Below are 18,162 nucleotides of genomic sequence, written 5' to 3'. Positions count from 1 at the left end.
GGTCACTTGGGCAGCGGCGTGGTGACACCCTTGACGTGCCAGTCCATGGCAACGATCTCGGCCCCGGTCATCGTCTTGCCGGCGGGCACGCCCTCGCTGCCGTCGGCTTTGACGATCGGACCAGTAAAGGGCGAGAAGCTGCCATCGGCGATCTTGGCTTCAACGTCCTTGATCCTGGCCATCGTGTCGGCCGGGACTCCCGGGTTCCAGTCAACGGCCTCGACCACCTTGTCGCCGACACCCAGGAAAGCGTTTGCGCCCTTGAAGGTGCCGGCGATGTGGGCGTCCACCGAGGCCTTGAAGAAGGGCGACCAGTCGGTCGCCACGCAGCCGAGATAGGTTTTGGGCGCGTATTTCTTCATTGACGAGTTGAGGTTGAAGGCGGGAACCCCGGCCTCCTCGCAGGCCGAGACGACGGAGGGCGTGTCCTGCGCGTTAGAGAAGATCACGTCGCATTTCTGCGCTAGCAGCGCCTTGGCGGCCTCCTGCTCCTTGGCCGGATCGAACCAGGAGTTCACCCATACGACCGAAACCTCGACATCGGGCTTCACCGCCTGCGCTCCCAGCGTGAAAGCGTTGATGGAGGTGATCAGCTCGGGAATGGCGAAGGCAGAGACCGAGCCGAGCTTGCCAGTCTTCGAAAGCGCGGCTGCCGCCATGCCCATAAGGTAGGTACCCTGGGAATATTGGGCCGCGAAGGGCGAGAAGTTCGGCGCCACCTGGAAACCGGAAGCGTGCAGCACGGTTACGTCGGGATTGCGGCGTGCGATCTGCAGGGCGCCGTTCTGATAGCCGAAGGAGCCGGCGATCAGGAACTTGTTCCCGTCGGCGACCGCCTTGTTCATGATCCGGTCGGCATCGGGTCCTTCCTGTATGTTCTCGATGATGGTCACCTTCACCTTGTCGCCGTAGGCTGCCTTCACAGGCTCAAGCCCGTCGGCGAGCGCACGGCCCCAGCCGACATCGCCGACCGGCGACGGGACCACGAGCACGATGCCCAGAGGTTCGTCGGCGGCAAGCGCGCGGCCGCCCACTGCCACGACGAGCCCAGAGGCGGCCGCGCCTTTCAGCAACGTTCTGCGGGTAAGATTTATCAGCATGTCGGTTCCCCTTGTTTTGGTTTCTAAAATTCCACCGTCGCAAGCGCCGCCTCGGCTTGCGCAAACAGCCTGGCCTCGTCGAGCCCCGGGAATTCGCCTTTGGCCCAGACGATGCGGCCGTTGATCATGGTCATGTCGGTCGGCGCGCCGATGCCCACCTTGGCCAGCAGGCTCAGCGGATCGTGCCGCGTGCCGACATAGTCCATGCGCCGCGTGTCGATGGCGAAAAGGTCGGCGGCCATGCGGGGCGCCAGCCTGCCGATGTCGCCGCGCCCGAGCAATGCCGCGCCTCCGGTCGTCGCATAGCCGAGAAAATCGGCCGGCGGCGGCACCGGATGATCGCGCGTCGACGCCGACAGGCACTGCAGCATGTAGGCGGAATGGATGCAGTGCATCAGGTTGGAATTGTCGTTTGAGGCGGCGCCGTCGCAGCCCAGACCCACACTGAGTCCGAAGGCCGACATCGCCGGAATGTCGGTGATTTCGGCGCCGACGAGATAGACCGGTTCGGGGCAATGCGCGATGCCAGTGCCGCTCGCGGCCATCTTGCGCAGCTCGTCGTGGGTCAGTTCCCAGCAATGGGCATAGAAGGTATCCGGCCCGCAGAAGCCGATATCCGCGCAATAGTCCACCGTCCGCATGCCGTGACGGGCCTCGATTACCGGGCTTTCGCCCTCGCCGACATGGGTATGCATGCGCACCCCGCGGTCGCGCGCCAGCGCCACCGATTCCACGAAGGTGTCGCGATAGCAGTTGACTGGCTGGCAAGGCGCGACCACGACCTGCCGCATGCCGAAGGGACCGGCATCATGGTAGGCGTCGATCAGCCGGGCGCAGTCCGCGATGAATTCGTCGGTCGTTTCCAGCATGGCGTCGGGGATGGTCGAGCCTTCCGATTTGGGCAGCGTGTTGCCGCCACGTCCGGCATGGAAGCGCATGCCGAGCAGTTCGGCTGCTTGGAACTGCCGGTCGATCAGCCGCTTGCCCGCCTGCCGCGGAAAGCAATACTGATGGTCGAATGCCGTCGTGCAGCCGTGCTTTATCAGCTCGGCCATCGCCGTGACCGATGCGTGGTAGAAGCATTCCTCAGTCAGCCGCGAGAAAATGGGATAGATGCGGTCGAGCCATTCGATGACCGACAGCTTCGTCCAGTCCAGATCGGCCCGGTTGCGCACGAAGCATTGAAAGAAGTGGTGATGGGTGTTGACGAGGCCGGGATAGACGAACCAGCCAGCGGCGTCCTGCGTGATTGTTCCAACGGGCAGGTCTGCCTTGTCGAGGCCTGCGCCGATGGCCCGTATTGCCGGGCCGTCGGTCAAGATATCGACATTGCGTCGGATGTCGGGACCGTTGCCCTCGTCCACGATGACCGCAGCGCAGCCCTTCAGCAAATAGCCCGCCACGTCAGGCCTCGCCGACTTTGAGAACGGGCGCGGGTGTCAGTTCGTGCAGCCGGTGGATGCCCGGCATCTCGATGAAGCCCTCGAGACTGCGGACCGCCCGTGACCAGAGCCGGATCGCGGGATAGGGGTCGAGCGAAACGCCGCCGTCCGGCGCCAGCGCAACATAGGGAAAGCAGGCAACGTCGGCGATCGTCGGTCGATCCGATGCGAGGAAGCGCTGGCCGCGGATATGCTGTTCGACGAGGCCGGCTTCCAGCTCCCGCAGAGCCGCTATTCCCTGCTCCCGAAGGGCGGCGATATTGCCCGGACGCAGCAGCATCTCGTGCAAGCGCGCCGCCCCAAGGCTCGCGGTCAGCCGGTGCGAGAAGGACAGCCATTGCTGGACGCGCGCCGTCCGCCCGGTCGTATCATTGCCCAGCCATTGGGGTGCCGCCTTCGCGGCGAGATAGACCAGCATGGCCGAGGATTCGGTCAGCACGAGGTCGCCATCCTCCAGGATCGGGATCGAACCCGCCGGATTGAGCGCCATGAGCTCAGGACCGCGATGCTCGCAACCGGGATGGAAGTCGACAGGGCGGATGTCGAGCGTCACACCGATCAGCGCAGCCATGAGGCGCACCTTGTAGCAGCTCGGCGACAGCGCGTAGTCGTAGAGCTTCATTGCGCCACCAGTTGCGCGCCGTAGGTGTAGCCGTGGCGTTTCAGCCAGCGCCGGTAGGCAACCGAGGTAAGGTCGGCGCGCGTGGGAATCTCCATGCCGGGATCGAGCGGCAGCAGCCTCGGAATCTGGTTTTCGAGGATCGACCGGTCCTGAACGAAGATCGTCTGCTGGAAATGGATCAGGTCGGTCATCGGTGTTTCGTCATCGAACAGCGCCATCCATGGCCAGACGTCGCACAGGTCTTCGGCAAGTGGCTGCACGAAAAGCGTGATGACATCCCATTCCGCCGGGCGAGGCGGGCAGGTCTTGTAGAGCACCGAGCAGGTCGGCGCGGGCACGCGGTACATATATTCCGTGGTGATGCCACCTTCCGCCGACTTGGCGGCCTGCGGCTGGTAGAACTTCACCTGAGTGGCCCAAACCTCGTCTTCGTCCTCTCGGATATCGACCTTGTAGTTCTGCACCTCCGTATACGGCTCGGCCCCCAGTATGTCGGTATGCACGAAAGGAAAATGCGCGATGTCCAGGAAGTTCTCCACCGCACGCAATGGCGAGCAGCGCACGCGCACCACCCCGACTTCGACGAGCCGGCGGCCCGGCTGATCGGCCTCGGGGATCGCAAACAGCGGCTTTTGTGGATCACCGAGCGATGACCAGACATGGCCATAGCGGATGCAGGCCGGCAGGTCACGTCCGTTGCCGCCCGTGACCTTCGCGTTTCCGTCTTCGCCGCGCCTCACCGCGATCGGCTCGCCCATCAGGGCCGTCCTGCGCCCATGCGCATCGAGCTGGCTAGCAAGGCTGACAGGGTACCATCCGTCGATCATCGTGTCGCGGGTCATCGGGCGATCCCGGCGCGTGCAATATCCTCGGCCGCCCGCCGCAGCGCCTCGGCGGCCCTCGACGCGGCGATACGCTCGTCCGGATTGCTGTCCTCGTCCACCAGAACATGCATCAGCGTGCGCGCCTGCCCATCGGGAGCAAGCAGCAGCCGGACGGCCCGGTCATCGTGGGTGTAGTCGAGCAGACCTCCAGCGGCCTTCGTGCCCGCGGCCGCCTCCAGCGCCACGATGCCCGCTTCCACCACCATGGAGCGGAGCGGCGCAAGGCCCTCGAACCGCGGCGGCCCGGCGGCGGGTTCGCCAACCGAAATCCATATGATGCCGCCGCCATCCTCGACGTGCTGCGTCGCGACACGAATCGTGTCCGGCGGCGTCAATGCCGGATGGGCCGGAATGCGCTGGCAGTTTCCCGCCTTGGCGTAGCTCCAGCCGTGATAGATGCAGGCCAGGGTCTCTCCGCGTACGAAGCCATGGGAAAGGCGCATGCCGCGATGGGGGCATCTGTCGGCGAAGGCCGCCGCACGGCCGGAGCGGGTTCGCCAAAGGGCAACCGGTCCGGCCGGAGATTGCGCCGGCATTACGGTTCCCGCCGGCAAGTCCGCGGAGAGGGCAACAGGCATCCATGAGCCGGTGGGATAAGGCGGCATGCATCAACTTTCAAAACGGCACCAGCATCTTCCCGCGAGAAGCTTCGCGGTCAAGGATATGCTAATACGCCCGGTTACGTTTGCACAACATTTCCTCACTGGCAATAATGCCTAAAAAAGGTGCATGACACCTCGGCAGGCAGAGGGCCGCAGGCCCAGAAACCTAGCCCGATTCGCTCTCGATCGGCGCCCGGCGTATGGTCTCGACCCAGACATCGATTGGTCCAAGAGAGCACCCCATTTCCATCATGTCGATGAGCTCGGCCGGACCGGCAATGTCGAGTTCAATGCGGTCGGGACCGGCAACGCATATTGCCTGCGTGAGCCCGAGCTTGGCGGCATGACGCTCGATCCAGGGAAGACAGGATGCCGCCTCGACATCGCCGAGGATCGTCATGCGCTCCCGCCAGGAACATCGATTTTGCTCGCTCATAGAAAACCTCGGCAATGAAGCTGATCTATCTATCTATCTATCTACATCGTGCTCAATCGCTGAAGCATCTGCTTTTGAGCGCGTCGTTACGCCAGACCTGAATTCGAAGATGGAATGACCGCTATGTCGCCTTGGAGAGGACAGCGTAAGGGGCAAAGAGAGCCGAGAACTTGATGAGGATGGGCAAGAGGAAGATCCAGAAGCCCACCGTGACGAACTTCGAGGTGGGGCCTTCCTCGCCATGCCCGGCTGCCGAGAGCAGGGCCGTGGCTGCGGCCCAGCCGATACGGATCGCGCGGCGCGCCGCCAGCCGCGATGTCGCTCATGCCGAGCGATCATCCATCGATCCATTCGTCCCTCGCGGTTTCGGCGTTGCGGGAACCTCGGCGCCACGGTCCGGTTATCTCGCTGCGAGGAGGCGCTCCATGAACGACGAAGGAATTCTTGCGCAGCTGGCTGGAGGAGAATGTCGGCAACTTGCCTGCCGATACCGAGGTCAGCGTTGCGATGTTGGCGCAGCAATTCGAGCAGGATGCCGACGCCGCCGGCTACGGTCGCGAGGTGCGCGAGCAGGAGGTCGGCAATATCGAGGACGCGATCCAACGCGCTCTCGATAAAACCGCCGCGGGAACCGGAGAGGTGGAATCCAGTCCCGATGAGGGGAATTCACTGGCGCCGGTTGTCGATGCCCTGGAAGCCGCCGAGCCCGAGACTTCGGGCGACGCAGAGGGCCGCCCGAAGCCGGCTGGCTAGCGGCTCTCCTTCTCCAGCTCGCGACCACCGCGTCCAGAAGCGCCTTCGGGCAGGTTTCTCCCTCGCGCAGGGCTTCGAACAGCGAGGCAACCCAGCTGTCGAGTGTTCCGCCGTGATCCTTCGACAGCTTCGAAGCAGCCTGCTTGAGCGCTTCGAATTCCAACAAGCTGAGTGGGGAATCGCTAGACATTATTCCTCCGTCGCGAGCGGACGCAACGCAACCGGGCGCGCGCCGCATTCCTAGGAGCGCAGCAATCCGGCCTCAACAACATTTGTTTCAGAAGCAGCTACCGGTTCCGCCTGCTTGCGGAGCCAGCGGCGGCTGCGCGACGCGTCCCGGCCGCTCGCGGAACAAAGGCGGGCCGCAGAGGTTTGGAGCTGCTTCCCGCAAGCCGCAGACACTTGGTCAGCAGAGGTATCCGATGACGAAGCCCCATCAAAACGACGGTCCCGCGCGACCGGCCCCAAGCAGCGACCGGACCGGCCGGCATACAGGGACTGACAGGGATTCGCCGCAAGAAGATCCCGCGGAAGGCTCGCGCAAAATTGTGGATCGCGAGCTCGCCCGGCAAAAGCAGCCGTCCGGGGCTGAGAACAAGGAACCCGAGCAGACCCTGCGGGATCAGGTCGAGGAAGAGACAAAGCTGCCTCAGAAAGGGTCGGCCTGATCGCGGCGAGCAGCGACCCGACTGCTCCCATGACGGCAAAGTCCAGGCGAAAACTGCTTCTGTTGCTTGCGGCGGCGACGACTGGGCTGGCGCTCTACAACAATCTCCTGGCGAGACGGGCATTGGCCGGACGGCCGCTCGGGCGCTTCATCCATCTCCGCGGAACGAAGCTGCGTTTCTTGGAGGCGGGCCATGGGCAATCATTGCTGCTCCTGCACGGCAACGGCGCTTCGGCGGAGGATTTCACGACAAGCGGCATCTTCGGCGAAGCCGCTGCCAGGTATCGCGTGCTTGCCTTCGACAGGCCGGGCTTCGGCCTGAGCCCACGCCCGGCGGGCGGGCCTTGGACCGCTGGCGCCCAGGCCGATCTCATCCAGGCCGCGGCCGAAAAACTCGGCGTCGAGCGCTACATCGTTGTCGGCCATTCCTGGGGGGCCGCCGTAGCGCTCGAGATGGCGCGCCGGCATCCCCGATCCGTCGCCGGTGTGGTCGTTGTCGCTGGCTATCATTACCCGCCGCCAAGGCTGGCGCTTGCCATCTCCGCGCTGCCGGCGGCGCCCCTGATCGGGACCGTGTTGCGTCACGCCATACTGCCTTCGCTGGTCAGGCTGAACTGGCGCTGGGCGATGAAGAAGATTTTCCACCCGGCAACGATCGCGACGCCTTTCGCGGCAACGACAAGGGGATTGGCGAGCCGGCCATCGCAGCTGTGGTCCATCTCTGCGGAATCCTTCCTGATGCTGGCCTCGGCACTGTTCCCAAATCGCCGGTACGCAGAGATCGCCGTTCCTGTCGGGATAATTGCCGGCGCCGGCGATCAGCTGTTCGACGCCAAGGCCGAGGCGCTGCGGCTACAAACCGAGATAAGCCACTCACTGCTGGATATCGTCCTGGACGCCGGACATATGGTGCATCAAAGCAAGCCGCAGGCGGTTCTAGCCATGATCGACAAGGTTGCCGCTCTCGCGAGCGTTGCCGGCCCGGTCTCTGGGACCGCTCTATGATGCGACAGCTCCAGACGCGCACCGTCTTGTGTCGATCGGTGTCGCGGCTGCGAGCGCAAAGGGGCAGCCAAGTGGGTAGCGAAGATACTTGCGTATTTTATAAAATAATGAAATACGACGTGCTCTTCCGTTGGGGAATGTGCAGGAGATGTATTTTCCGCAGTTTTTCGTTGGGATGGTCGCGACACTCGCCGCCGTGGCAGCGTGGGTTTTCACTGCTACCGGATCAGTGTGGTTTGCCGGCGTTTGGACCGTAGCAGCAGCACTGCTTTTGCAGGTGGGGTACTTCGGGCTGCTTATCGGCCTGACATACCAAAACCCGCGCATTGACCAGCCGGGCGCACAGGCCGTTAAAAGACAGCCAGCCAACAGTCGAGATAACGCTTCTAAAGACCTTCGTGGCGCTCGCCGCCATTGATCGCCAGATCAGCCCCAACGTTGGAATTGAGGCCGTTTCTCTGTTGGGAAAGCCCTGCCTGTCGTGGCCAGGCTCGCCCATTCTGATTGGGGGTCATCGCACTGTTCGACCGGGATCTGCCCGACTGCCGCGCGAAGAATTCAAGCTCTCCGAACTGTCCGCGTTGGCCGCCAGCCCCGCTGTGACGCTTGAGACGCAGTGGCGGATGCGATGTTTGGCGCGGGCGGCCCGGCCGGTAGCGGGGTAGACCACGAGCCGGGCCTAACCGACGCAGGCTTGTTGGGCATACCGCCGGCTAAGCAATTTTATCAGCAGTCACTGATGTTTCCGCCATGTGAACGGATGACGTGTATCAGCCTCGAACACCAAGCTCGGCATAAATTTTGCTTCACCTCCAGCGGCGGAGGCGAAACGATGACACTTGCACGCGAACTGTTCGAGACTGATCTAACTTTCCATTGCCCCGGGTGTGAAACTGCGGTGGTCCGAAAAGGATCGTGGATCAAGAGCGCCAAGGTCTTCATCTGCGACGCCTGCAACACGCAAACTCGCCTCACATATGGACTTAAGCTCGCCATCTTCGATGCGCATCTGCATCCCGACGCGCCGCCTGGCTTGCCAGCGACCAGAGGGCAGAGCCGGCGCTAAAGAAGCCTGGCATCATCCCGGCATGTCGTGCTGCCGCAGCCATAGACCGCGGCGGCGAGCATCACGGCTGGGGCAAATCAGGGAGTGCGGCTTGGCGCTTCCAGCAGTCGCCCAGGCCCAAGGCGCACCAAATCCGCTACCGCGATTGGTTCTCAGTATCCCGGCATGCTCCTCACTTGGTGCCAGGCGGTATTCCCAAAAGCTCGCCTAAGCGGACCGGCAAGTGAGGCGAGGCATGCAACTCGGCACAGCTGTCTTTCCATCGCTGGAGATATTCGTCGGCCGGAATGCCGCTGCGGCCGGGCCAGCGGTTGAGGGCGGCAATTGCCTCGATGGATTCTGAAACCTGCTCGTATTCTTTTAGAACGGTCAAGGACATCGCTTGTGCGAATGGATTAAGACCCGGAATTTCGATCTCGCTTCGGTGACCGGCAAACCATGCTGCGGGGTCGCGGGTGAGGCCCTGCGTGTCGGCGAGTGCCTCATAGCGTTTGATGATGTTCTGGCGGTATTCGGCAATGGCATCGCCGAAGGCGTTATCGCCGGCGAAGGGCGGGTTTTGTTTCCAGCCCTTCGCCAGATGCCCTAGGCCACGCAGCGAGAAAGCCTCCACAATCGCTTCTTCCAACCATTGGCATGGGGGCGCCGGCTTGGCGTCGGCCTGCCAACTGTTCGCAAAGACATGGCCGAGCTCATGCCCGAACTGATAGGCCAGCTTCGACCAGTCGCGTTCGCCGATATCGACGATGATCCACGCCATGCTGCTGCCGTCCGGATGAAGCCAGATGGCAGGCTGTCCTGAAGTGTGCTCGTCGACGCGAAGCCGCGCCGGCTGGCGGTCGGAAAGAAGACGGACACCATCAAGGCAAGCATGACGCATGCGATCAGCGACCTGTTCGGCCGCGCGCGGAAGCATATGCCCCCAATCGCCAGCGAGTTCGATCGGGGCGGTGAGGAGGGTAGGAGACCGACTGTCATGAAGCCCGTTTGCCACCATCGCATAGGGGACCTTTCGAAAGGCGTCTTTAGCGGTGGAGGCCGCTATAACCAAACTGCCGGCCACCGAGCCAAGTATCCGAACAAGATCTCGCCTTAACACTGTTATTCCCGATATCGGACAAGCCGAAACTGGAATAGCATCGAGGATCTTCAAGAGGCAGGGGTGAGCAGTCGATCATGGACCGCGTACGCGTGATCAATCTCGATCGCAGCTTGGATCGACTGGCAAAATTTCGCACAGTGAACGCCCATCTGAAAAATGTGGAGAGATTTGCCGGTGCGGATGGACGCAGCTTGGATCGCGGTCGGCTTGTCGAGGAAAACATCATATCACAGGATCTGGAATACACGGCTGGCAGCCTGGGCTGCGCCGTGTCTCACATCGCGTTGTGGAAGGAGGCAGTGCAACGAGATCAGCCTATCACCATCGCAGAGGACGACGCGATTTTTTCGCGTCACTTTGAAGTTGAAATGCACTCGCTTGTGGCCTCCGTCAAAGCTGATTGGGACTTCATCCTGTGGAGCGCAAGTTTACGGTGCTATGCTTGGCTAGACGCCCTTCCAGGAGGAACCGGTGCAAGGCTCGAATTTTTTTCCGGTGAAGTGATGGGTAACATCCAAAATTTCCAAGAAGCACAAACCGAACCCCGCCTTCTTCGCGCACGCTATCTTCTGGGGCTCGTTTGTTACTCGATTTCCCCCCGTGGGGCGCGGGCATTGCTCGACTGGTGCTTGCCGATACGCCCCATGATCGTGGATTTTGCCGGATTTGGCCTCAGATTAAGCAACACGGGAATAGACTGCCTGATGAACGGAGTCATGCCTTCGCTGAAGGCATATGTCTGCCTCCCACCGCTTGTGATCAGCAACGAACAGCCCGAAGAGTCGGTGCGCATCAATACATGAGGTGCCCAGGTGAGATGTCTTCCACCTCGGTTAAGCTATTCCGGTCTCCGATGAGTTCATCTGGCTCTCCGGGCCAAGAGATGAGCTAAGGTCGCTTTCTCGATCCTCTTTGCGCCGCCGAACGAAGAAATCGAAGTTACTCTTAAGTCGCTCGTTGCCTGGGTCAAGTTGCAGCGCCAACTGCCCCCATTCGACAGCACGGTCCATGACATTCAGGCGCCACGATGCAATCGCCCCCAGATCGTATAATCGAAAACCCCAGCAACTCGCGTCATCCAGATAGCTTCCAGTGCGGCGCGTCCTCTCGATCCCGTTGCTGCAGGCCCAGAACAGATTGAGCCAGTCGGCCTTGCCATGAAGCTCCTCGGCAAGGTCAAGCCAGATCTCACGCCGGTGCGGCGCTTCCATCCGCGCCTTGTCCAGCCAAGCCAACCTTTGCTCCGGTTGCATGCGGGCGATATAGCGCATCGCCTCCGACCGCTCCTCGTCCCATCTGCTTGTCGGCAGGGCTAGGTAGCGCTCAAGCAGTTCGACCGCCCGCTCTTGTTGGCCGGCCCACATCAAGTCCCGTCCGAGCCAGAAACAGATCTGCGCGTCTTCGGGATCTTCCTTGTGCGCCACTTGCATCAGCGGCAGGTAGTTGCTGCGCGTCGGCTTGGATAAATCTTGCACCTCGTACATCACAATGTCGCTGCTGTTCGCCGTCACCTCCTTCTCCCCGGCGAAGACGAGTGCCTCATGGACCGGGCGCTTAAAGCGATATCCCCATCGGTGATGAAAATTCTTCGTCGACCAGCCTCGCAGCGGCTTCGGGTCGTCGACACTGGATCTGTATATGGTCTGGCAATAGAGGGCCGTGGTGTCGGGGGTCCAGGCAGCCTCGAGCTTCTGTCGCCAGCCGGCTTCGAGAAACCGATCCATGTCCATCGTACAGCACACGTCGACGTCGTCGGGGAGCAGCGCCATGGCGGCATTGCGGGCATCATCGAAGCGCCAGGGGCGGATTGCTATCTTGTGCACCGTGACCCCAGCAGCGGTCAGCCGTTCCACTGTATCGTCGGTGCTACCGGTGTCGGCGACTATCCGATAGTCCGCGTCGGCGGCGGAATTGGCCCAGCGTTCCGCGTTGGCTGCTTCGTTCAACGCGATGGTGTAGACTGCGACTTTCACGGCGCCGTCCCCACCTGTGCGACTTTGTCATGTCGAAATTCCAGACTTGCGCGCTTGCGGATGGCTACGAGCCCGCCGAGCAATTGCGCCCGGTCGAGCTCATAGTGGCTATCGAAGAACAGGATTTCGGCGAATTGGCCGGCAACCGCGCTGACACCGAGCGGATCGATCGACCGCACGGCCCCGCATTCCTTGATTTCCTGCAACAATGTCTTGGTAGGCGTGATCTTGGTGATGTCTTCGCCAGGCGGCTGCCAGTCGAGGTCCTCGATGAAATACCAGCCGCCATCTCGAAGCAGCGGAAAGAACTCGCGCAGTGTCAGTTGTTCGTCGAAGGATGCGTGACTGCCGTCGTCGATTATCGCGTCGAATGAGGCAGGTGCGAGCTTCGCGGCCACTCCGCGAAGATCCTCCGCCTTGGACTGATCGCAAACGAAGGATTTGAACCTCTCGTTGTTGAGCCGCGAAAAATCCGTCAGGTCAACGCCGATCACCTCGCAGAAAGGAAAATAGTTCTGCCACAGCGCAACGGAAGGCGTCTCGGTCTGGCCCTCCGACATCACGCGACACAGCCCTATCTCCATAAGCCTCCGCAAGGATAGCCGGCGGCTCGACAGCAGGCGATCGTAGATCCTGGCGTATGCATGACGGTTGCCGATATGCCGGTTTTTGTCAGTGTTGAAGCGGTCGGCGAGATTTGTGAGTGCCGGGAAACCATCAGCAGGTGTGATTAGCTGCGAGATCAAGGGCTCCCCATCGCCGTTGGTCCGGGCTTCGTTGCGCGCCGTCCAAAGGTGGATGCCGAAAACGCGATCGTCGTTCAAATAGTCTGCCAGTTCCGCGATCGGCTTTTCAAACCTGTCCGTCTCCGTCCAGTCGATCGAGTTGAAGAACATCGGGCTGAATACCTGGCCGTGCAACTCGGAGCCGGCATCCGAGGCGATGTAGTCGGACAGCAGCTTTGGTCCGATGTCACCGAATTCCTTGCCCGCTGCAGCGTGGAAGCGCTCGATGGACATTTCATAAAGCGCCCTGAGGTGTCGGCTGTAGGGCTTGGCGTAGATAACGTTGCCGCAAACAAAATGACCCTTGTGCGATCCACGCCATTGCAGATTGAAGAAATGATCGCCGCTGAAGGGAAACGGCCGCAGCATGACGACGTCGGAATCCATCCATAGCCCGCCATGCTCGTAGAGCACGGCGTAGCGGAAGATATCGCTGAAGTACCTGATCTCGGAACTGGAGACGATGCGCTCGAACATGGTGCGAGGCATGATGTCGTCGGCGGCGCTGACCTCAACGCCATGCGGCAGCAGGAACTCCAATCTCTTCGGAGAATAACTCCACACGCGCACCGGATGGCCGGCCGCCCTCATCGAGGTGGTGGCGGCGATCAGAGTGCTGTGCTCGACCTTGTCGGAAAGCACCTCATAGAAGCAGTGGATCTGCGGCAGCGCCGTGCCGTTGCTGATGAACGGTAGGATGCGCCGGTCGAAATCCCGCGATTGCCTTTGCCGTTCCGCCGGCGAGTCGACCGCTTCAAGGAATGGCGCGAACTTGCGAAAGAATTCCTCTGTTGTCCCGCCCGAACGGAAGGCGAAAGACGTCGGCTCGACGGGTGCGCCGGCGCCGTTCGCGCCTCCGCTGCCGCTGTCAAACCCGATCTGGCCGGAATTTCCGGCGCCAGGCGAGTTGAGGGATGGCGACGGCTTGACGCCAGCACCGGCAACGCTCACCCCCGAAGCCAGCTCCGCAACGTCGTCGAGCAATACGGTGACCTGGTCGGCCTGCACTGTCGCAATCCAAGACTCGCTGTCGCCTGCGCCGTAGGAGATCATGAGTCGCTTGGCGTCTGGATGCCAGGCGAGCCCGGCAGCGAACTCCGGGCCCTTGTCATGGAAGTAGAAGGGCCGCGAAACTTTGGCCAGCCGGTGGGCATCGTCGAACCAGACGAAGCGGTGCTGGTGATAACGCAGGCCCTCGTTTGGCCCGGCACGTGCCTCGTATAGCAGCGCCAGCCAGCCGCCGTCGAACACAACCGCCTGCGAGCTGCCGCTGAACTGTGGCGCGGCGATCATCGGCTCCTGCTCCGAAACCGTACGCCCGTTCTCGTCCAGTATCTTCGTGGGACCGCACAGAGAGACAAAACGGAGCCGGTCGCTGCCGTCAGAAATGGGCTCGACCAGCGGCATCCAGTTCTTCTCGTGCTGCCGTTGGCCGGCCGGGTGAATGACGCGCCAGTCGGTAAGGATATGCGATCCGAGGCCAGTGTCTTCGATTCTCGCCAGTACCTGCTCGCACGATCCATCCGGCGCGAGCTGCCGCACGCAAGCAATTCCCCAAAGCTTGTCGCGCCAGGCGAACAGCCGCATGTCCGCAAAACCGAGCACCCGATCGTAGGGGGGCGACGGCAGATCGGACGGCTGCAGCACTTCGCTTGCGTCCTTCGTGACGAGATCGCTGTCGAGGCGCAGGAGGAAATTGCGCGTGGTGATCGGCGCGCCCGCGGGCGTTGCGTATTGGCCGCCATTCGTCAGCGTGCAGTTGACGGTCGGCTGCAGCAGCACGATTCCATCGCCCAGGCGCGCTACCGAAGGGTTGGTTGCCACATAACCCACTGGCGCGGCAAAACCGATCCGTCGCGCCTTAAAGGATGGCATGATCTCATTCGCCGGCCGCATGTAAAAATAAAGATTGGATCGCGCCAAGTCTCTCGGCCCGTCGCCGATTTCCCGATTAAGCGCAAGCCAGTTGCAAGCCGCGAAACCGCGGTCCTTGCGCGCCGGATCGCGGGCGTAGTTCGCGGCAATCGAATACTCCTCCCACAGTCCTGCGGTGTAGACAAAGTCCTCGAGGAACAGGATGTCCTGCTCGGGTCGCTTGATTGCCAGTCCGGCTTCCGAAAACAGCACGCTCGCGTCGTTCATGCCCTTCTCGCGATAGTGGTGGGCAAGGTCATAGAGCGGCTCGGCGCGCTGCGGGCGCTCGTTGAACGCGGCGAGGGCCTGTTGGATGAAACCGGCATCGTCGCCCATCTTTTTAAGGCACCGAGCCTCCTGGAGACGGGCGTTCCATGCCTCCTCGTCCCAGCCGCCCATTGCGGCGCGTTTGGCATACGCCACCGCCGCCTCCGCCGTCCGCCCGGCGTCACGGTAGGATTGCGCCAGGTAGAACCAGTAGCGATGGTTTTCCGGATCCTTGTCCAGAGCTCCCAATAGAAGCTTTATGTCACGCTCGAACTTGTCAACGCGGTTCGAACCTGTGGCATGGTCCTTGTACCAGATACCCCGCAGTTCGTGCACGCCATCGGGCACGTCTATGTATTCATGGGTCACACCGTGATAGCGCGCGCCCGATGTGCGCCTCACCAGACGCGTGTTCCAGTAGGCGAGGCCGGAATCCGACTTTTGGAGGAGCCGATAGCCCGGCGCATCGAGCTGTTCTCGAAACCTGTGATCCTCAACGATGAGCTCCATGTCGGCGTCGTCGAAAAGCAAGTAGTCGTAGCCGAGGCTCGAGGCGTAGGCATGCTCGAGGGCCGCGTTGCGCGCCTGCTCGAAATTGTGGAACGGGAACTCATGCAACTCGCCGGGTATGTTGCGGGCGGCAAAGAAAGAGCGGATGAAATCCTGCGTCCCATCGGCCGAGCCGGTGTCGCCAATCACCCAGCAGTCAATGTGATCGGCAACCGCGCCGAGACAGCGCTCAAGATTGGCCATCTCGTTCTTGACGATCATATTCAGGCAGAGACGTTTTGCGGTACTCATTCGCTGACTCTGGACTCCACGGAACATTGTGAGCAGAGGCTTTGGTGATTGTCTCGCGGTGTCATATGAGACAGCGGTTTATTCGGATGCGCAACCATCCGTATCCTTACGAAACGCCCGAGCTGCTGCTTCGGTCGTTTGGATGATTTCGTAAAAGCGCTGGACCGGTTTTGCCCGATCCGCTCCGCTCTCGCTCCTTCCGTGCGGCTCTTGAGACATCCTGCGGCGGCATCGCGCTCTGGACAGGCCCGCTGCAACTTCCGGTGGAGCCAACTGAGCTGACCGGCACCAGCTGGTCCGCGGGCCGTGTTCCGACCTTGCCGCATTTTTTTGGTTGCACGGGAGCGGCTCGATCTAAACGCCGGATTTCCCACAACGTTTGGGCTTTGGACTGCATTGCTAGGTTGACCGCATGGCTGTTGCTGCTCTCGTGCAATTCGTAATTTATTAACGAAGCTATTTACAAGTTTATAATTTTCGAATTTACTAATATCTAATTAAGGAGAGGGTAATCGCGGCCGTGCGGGAGACCGTCGGTGCGAATGTCTGCGAAGCTTGGGTTCGGGAGTACAGCCACTTGATGCGTGAGGGCGCAGCATCGTGGTTGACCAGGATGTTGTCATTCCTTGGTGGCTTCCAATTAAGTATCCCCTCGCAAGCGGGTCGGTTCCCTCACTAGTCGTAGTCGAAAGATTGCGATGCGCGTGATGGAGTCCACGGTGGTTCGAGTGATATCCCCCGCCCAGCGACGCTGTACCGATGCGGCAATCCGTCTGGCTGCACCCCCCATTGATACGAATCTCTCAGCTCCCAACGACTTGCGAGCAGCCGTCAGTCGGTCGTTCGCTGACGCGCTCCAACGAGTGAAATCACTCCTTGGAATTGGCCGATTTTCAGGATCCGCGAGCCCGAGCCGCCTGGTTCGATCGCGGGCCCGCGGCACCGACTGAAACATCAAGGTACGAAACAGTAAATGCGGCGGCGCAGCCGCCGGCCAATCAGGAGGACTGTGATGAGCTACACGGCAGGCTTTGCGGTAATGGAAGTTACCGTTCGGGGCGTCTTGCCCATCGGCGATATGACCGAGAATGAAACCTATTTCATTCTCGATACCGCCAAGAGCGCGATCGTTGGCCAGGTTGTCCTTCCTAAGGCCGTCAAGCGAAGCCTGGCCGTTGCGCTCACCGTGAAAGTCCCAAGCACCGCCCGATCGCTCGCTATTGGCACGTTTGACGATGGCGGGAATTTTGAGGCCGTCAGCTTCCTCCGTGTAGAAACTCCCGCTGTCGGGCATCCTGGCGGCGCCGTGGGTCCATCCGGAAGATGACTGTTCCCAAGCCCCTTTTCGCGAGCGCTCGCTGGCCGCGCCAACGGGCGATTTTCCATTGAATTGAATTCAAAGCCAACAGGAGCCAGTCATGGCCCGTGCCTCTGAAATTCTGTTTCTGGACCCCTCAATCTCCGATCTCGACACCGTTCTCGGCAATCTTAGGCCTGAGGTTCGGGCGGTCGTGCTCGATGGCCGCCGCCCGGCGGCGCAGCAGATCGCGGCTGAGCTCGTGGGGCAGGAAGCACTAGATGCGATTCATATCATGGCGCATGGCGCGCCGGGACGGGTTCAATTCACCGCGGGAGAGTGGTCCACCGCCACGCTGAAAGATGCCGTCGCGGATTTCACCGCAATAGGCAGGGCGCTCACTGCCGAGGGCGAGCTGCGGCTGTGGAGCTGTCGAACGGCGGCGGGCAGTTCGGGCCAGATTTTCGTTGCGGCGCTGGAAGCAGCGGTCGGGGCGGATATTCGCGCATCCAGTGCGCCGGTTGGCGCGGCCGCCTTGGGCGGCGCCTGGGAGCTGTCCGCCAGCGCGTCCACTCCCTTGCCGCCGCTGACCTCGAACGGGTTGGCGCAATATGCCGGGGTCCTTGCTGCGGGCGACCTGACGCTCAACGGCACTATAGATTCTGGGTCCAGCAAAAATATCAATACATACTACCTTATTGATACTAATAGTACGGAAGCTACCACAGACGACACAGTCGTTGGCAGTTTCAATCTTCCGTCAGCGGCTAATTCAGCAGCGCCAAACTTCTCGATAACGATAACTGTCCCAAACGCCACTCATACGTACCTTATCTACGATTCCGGATTTCATCTATACGGCACACTTACGCCTGTTGTTCCTGCCACCAATCCTCCAACCTATACTTTTACGACGACGGCTATCAACAGCCCCGGGGGCTCAGGAAATGATGGCAACCACTTTACCGGGGGCCTTCTGACCGTCACGTCCAGCGGTGCCCCAGGTGCGACAGGCCCGGCAGGTCCAACGGGGGCGACCGGAGCTACGGGCGCGACGGGTGCAACAGGCGCCACGGGCGCCACCGGAGCCACCGGTCCGACAGGTGCCTCGGGCGCGACAGGTGCCTCGGGCGCGACCGGGGCGACTGGCTCTACGGGCGCCACTGGTTCGACGGGAGCAAGCGGAGCCACAGGCGCGACCGGAGCGACTGGCTCGACAGGTGGCACGGGCTCGACCGGGGCGGCCGGAGCCACGGGTGCGACCGGCGCGACGGGCTCGACTGGAGCAGCGGGTTCGACGGGAGCAACCGGAGCCACGGGCGATACCGGAGCGACTGGCGCGACTGGCGCGACTGGTGCCACCGGCTCGACCGGAGCCACAGGTGCGACCGGCGATACCGGCGCAACTGGAGCGACTGGTGCCACCGGCTCGACCGGAGCGACTGG

At 61.7% G+C, this 18,162-nt stretch carries 15 protein-coding genes; 6 read left to right on the top strand and 9 right to left on the bottom strand.

The annotated features are described in order from the left end of the window. Positions 1 to 2: 2 nt before the first annotated feature. The 6 genes from LB528_RS25625 to LB528_RS25600 form a co-directional block, all read right to left on the bottom strand. A complete protein-coding gene (locus LB528_RS25625) occupies positions 3 to 1,097 on the bottom strand; it encodes a BMP family ABC transporter substrate-binding protein (protein WP_224716761.1) in 1,095 nt (364 codons plus the stop codon). 26 nt (positions 1,098 to 1,123) lie between these two features. Beyond that, on the bottom strand, positions 1,124 to 2,503 hold the full coding sequence (locus LB528_RS25620; RefSeq protein ID WP_224518151.1) for an amidohydrolase: 1,380 nt from the start codon (positions 2,501 to 2,503) through the stop codon (positions 1,124 to 1,126). 1 nt (position 2,504) lies between these two features. Continuing rightward, positions 2,505 to 3,164: a glutathione S-transferase family protein gene (locus tag LB528_RS25615; RefSeq protein ID WP_224716737.1), complete on the bottom strand. Its 660-nt coding sequence runs from the start codon at positions 3,162 to 3,164 to the stop codon at positions 2,505 to 2,507. Beyond that, the gene (locus LB528_RS25610) at positions 3,161 to 4,006 is read right to left on the bottom strand and encodes an aromatic ring-hydroxylating oxygenase subunit alpha (protein ID WP_224716736.1); all 846 of its coding nucleotides are present in this window, start codon (positions 4,004 to 4,006) and stop codon (positions 3,161 to 3,163) included. The genes LB528_RS25615 and LB528_RS25610 overlap by 4 nt, the downstream gene beginning before the upstream one ends. Then, a complete protein-coding gene (locus LB528_RS25605) occupies positions 4,003 to 4,653 on the bottom strand; it encodes a Rieske 2Fe-2S domain-containing protein (protein WP_224716735.1) in 651 nt (216 codons plus the stop codon). Before LB528_RS25605 ends, LB528_RS25610 begins: the two co-directional genes overlap by 4 nt. Before the next feature lie 163 nt (positions 4,654 to 4,816). Continuing rightward, positions 4,817 to 5,086: an acylphosphatase gene (locus tag LB528_RS25600; RefSeq protein ID WP_224716734.1), complete on the bottom strand. Its 270-nt coding sequence runs from the start codon at positions 5,084 to 5,086 to the stop codon at positions 4,817 to 4,819. A 444-nt stretch (positions 5,087 to 5,530) separates the two neighbouring features. Here LB528_RS25600 and LB528_RS25595 point away from each other — a divergent pair, with 444 nt between their 5' ends. The 3 genes from LB528_RS25595 to LB528_RS25585 all read left to right on the top strand — a co-directional run bounded on the left by LB528_RS25595 (position 5,531) and on the right by LB528_RS25585 (position 7,929). Next, positions 5,531 to 5,839 (top strand): hypothetical protein, encoded by a 309-nt coding sequence (locus tag LB528_RS25595; protein ID WP_224716733.1) that lies wholly within the window; start codon positions 5,531 to 5,533, stop codon positions 5,837 to 5,839. Between the two features lie 697 nt (positions 5,840 to 6,536). Next, entirely contained in the window at positions 6,537 to 7,511 is a 975-nt protein-coding gene (locus tag LB528_RS25590) for an alpha/beta fold hydrolase (RefSeq protein WP_224716732.1), read from the top strand. A 148-nt stretch (positions 7,512 to 7,659) separates the two neighbouring features. Next, the gene (locus tag LB528_RS25585) at positions 7,660 to 7,929 is read left to right on the top strand and encodes a hypothetical protein (RefSeq protein ID WP_224716731.1); all 270 of its coding nucleotides are present in this window, start codon (positions 7,660 to 7,662) and stop codon (positions 7,927 to 7,929) included. 820 nt (positions 7,930 to 8,749) lie between these two features. Here LB528_RS25585 and LB528_RS25580 read toward each other — a convergent pair. Continuing rightward, positions 8,750 to 9,628: a hypothetical protein gene (locus LB528_RS25580; RefSeq protein ID WP_224716730.1), complete on the bottom strand. Its 879-nt coding sequence runs from the start codon at positions 9,626 to 9,628 to the stop codon at positions 8,750 to 8,752. Between the two features lie 125 nt (positions 9,629 to 9,753). Here LB528_RS25580 and LB528_RS25575 point away from each other — a divergent pair, with 125 nt between their 5' ends. Then, complete coding sequence (locus LB528_RS25575) at positions 9,754 to 10,482, top strand: glycosyltransferase family 25 protein (protein WP_224716728.1); 729 nt, start codon at positions 9,754 to 9,756, stop codon at positions 10,480 to 10,482. A gap of 30 nt (positions 10,483 to 10,512) precedes the next feature. On the opposite strand, the gene LB528_RS25570 is transcribed toward LB528_RS25575, so the two are convergent. Both LB528_RS25570 and LB528_RS25565 read right to left on the bottom strand, forming a co-directional pair. Beyond that, positions 10,513 to 11,652 carry a glycosyltransferase gene (locus LB528_RS25570; protein ID WP_224716727.1) on the bottom strand — a complete coding sequence of 380 codons (1,140 nt, stop codon included), beginning with the start codon at positions 11,650 to 11,652 and terminating at the stop codon, positions 10,513 to 10,515. Beyond that, complete coding sequence (locus tag LB528_RS25565; RefSeq protein WP_224716725.1) at positions 11,649 to 15,389, bottom strand: glycosyltransferase; 3,741 nt, start codon at positions 15,387 to 15,389, stop codon at positions 11,649 to 11,651. Before LB528_RS25565 ends, LB528_RS25570 begins: the two co-directional genes overlap by 4 nt. Positions 15,390 to 16,431: 1,042 nt before the next feature. Between LB528_RS25565 and LB528_RS25560 the strand changes: the two genes are divergently transcribed. Further along, complete coding sequence (locus tag LB528_RS25560) at positions 16,432 to 16,746, top strand: hypothetical protein (protein WP_224716724.1); 315 nt, start codon at positions 16,432 to 16,434, stop codon at positions 16,744 to 16,746. Between the two features lie 91 nt (positions 16,747 to 16,837). Continuing rightward, positions 16,838 to 18,162: DUF4347 domain-containing protein (locus LB528_RS25555; protein ID WP_224716723.1), on the top strand; the 1,325-nt coding region annotated here is incomplete at its 3' end.

The sequence above is a fragment of the Mesorhizobium sp. CA4 genome, from assembly GCF_020165075.1.
In the GTDB taxonomy this organism is placed as follows: domain Bacteria; phylum Pseudomonadota; class Alphaproteobacteria; order Rhizobiales; family Rhizobiaceae; genus Mesorhizobium.
This window is presented reverse-complemented; position numbering and strand designations above follow the sequence as displayed.

What these genes read in the sequence shown, in the direction of transcription:
- LB528_RS25615 (WP_224716737.1), bottom strand. Translation starts at nt 3,164, where the DNA reads ATGAAGCTCTACGACTACGCGCTGTCGCCGAGCTGCTACAAGGTGCGC.
- LB528_RS25610 (WP_224716736.1), bottom strand. Translation starts at nt 4,006, where the DNA reads ATGACCCGCGACACGATGATCGACGGATGGTACCCTGTCAGCCTTGCT.
- LB528_RS25605 (WP_224716735.1), bottom strand. Translation starts at nt 4,653, where the DNA reads ATGCCGCCTTATCCCACCGGCTCATGGATGCCTGTTGCCCTCTCCGCG.
- LB528_RS25600 (WP_224716734.1), bottom strand. Translation starts at nt 5,086, where the DNA reads ATGAGCGAGCAAAATCGATGTTCCTGGCGGGAGCGCATGACGATCCTC.
- LB528_RS25590 (WP_224716732.1), top strand. Translation starts at nt 6,537, where the DNA reads ATGACGGCAAAGTCCAGGCGAAAACTGCTTCTGTTGCTTGCGGCGGCG.
- LB528_RS25585 (WP_224716731.1), top strand. Translation starts at nt 7,660, where the DNA reads ATGTATTTTCCGCAGTTTTTCGTTGGGATGGTCGCGACACTCGCCGCC.
- LB528_RS25575 (WP_224716728.1), top strand. Translation starts at nt 9,754, where the DNA reads ATGGACCGCGTACGCGTGATCAATCTCGATCGCAGCTTGGATCGACTG.
- LB528_RS25565 (WP_224716725.1), bottom strand. Translation starts at nt 15,389, where the DNA reads ATGATCGTCAAGAACGAGATGGCCAATCTTGAGCGCTGTCTCGGCGCG.
- LB528_RS25560 (WP_224716724.1), top strand. Translation starts at nt 16,432, where the DNA reads ATGAGCTACACGGCAGGCTTTGCGGTAATGGAAGTTACCGTTCGGGGC.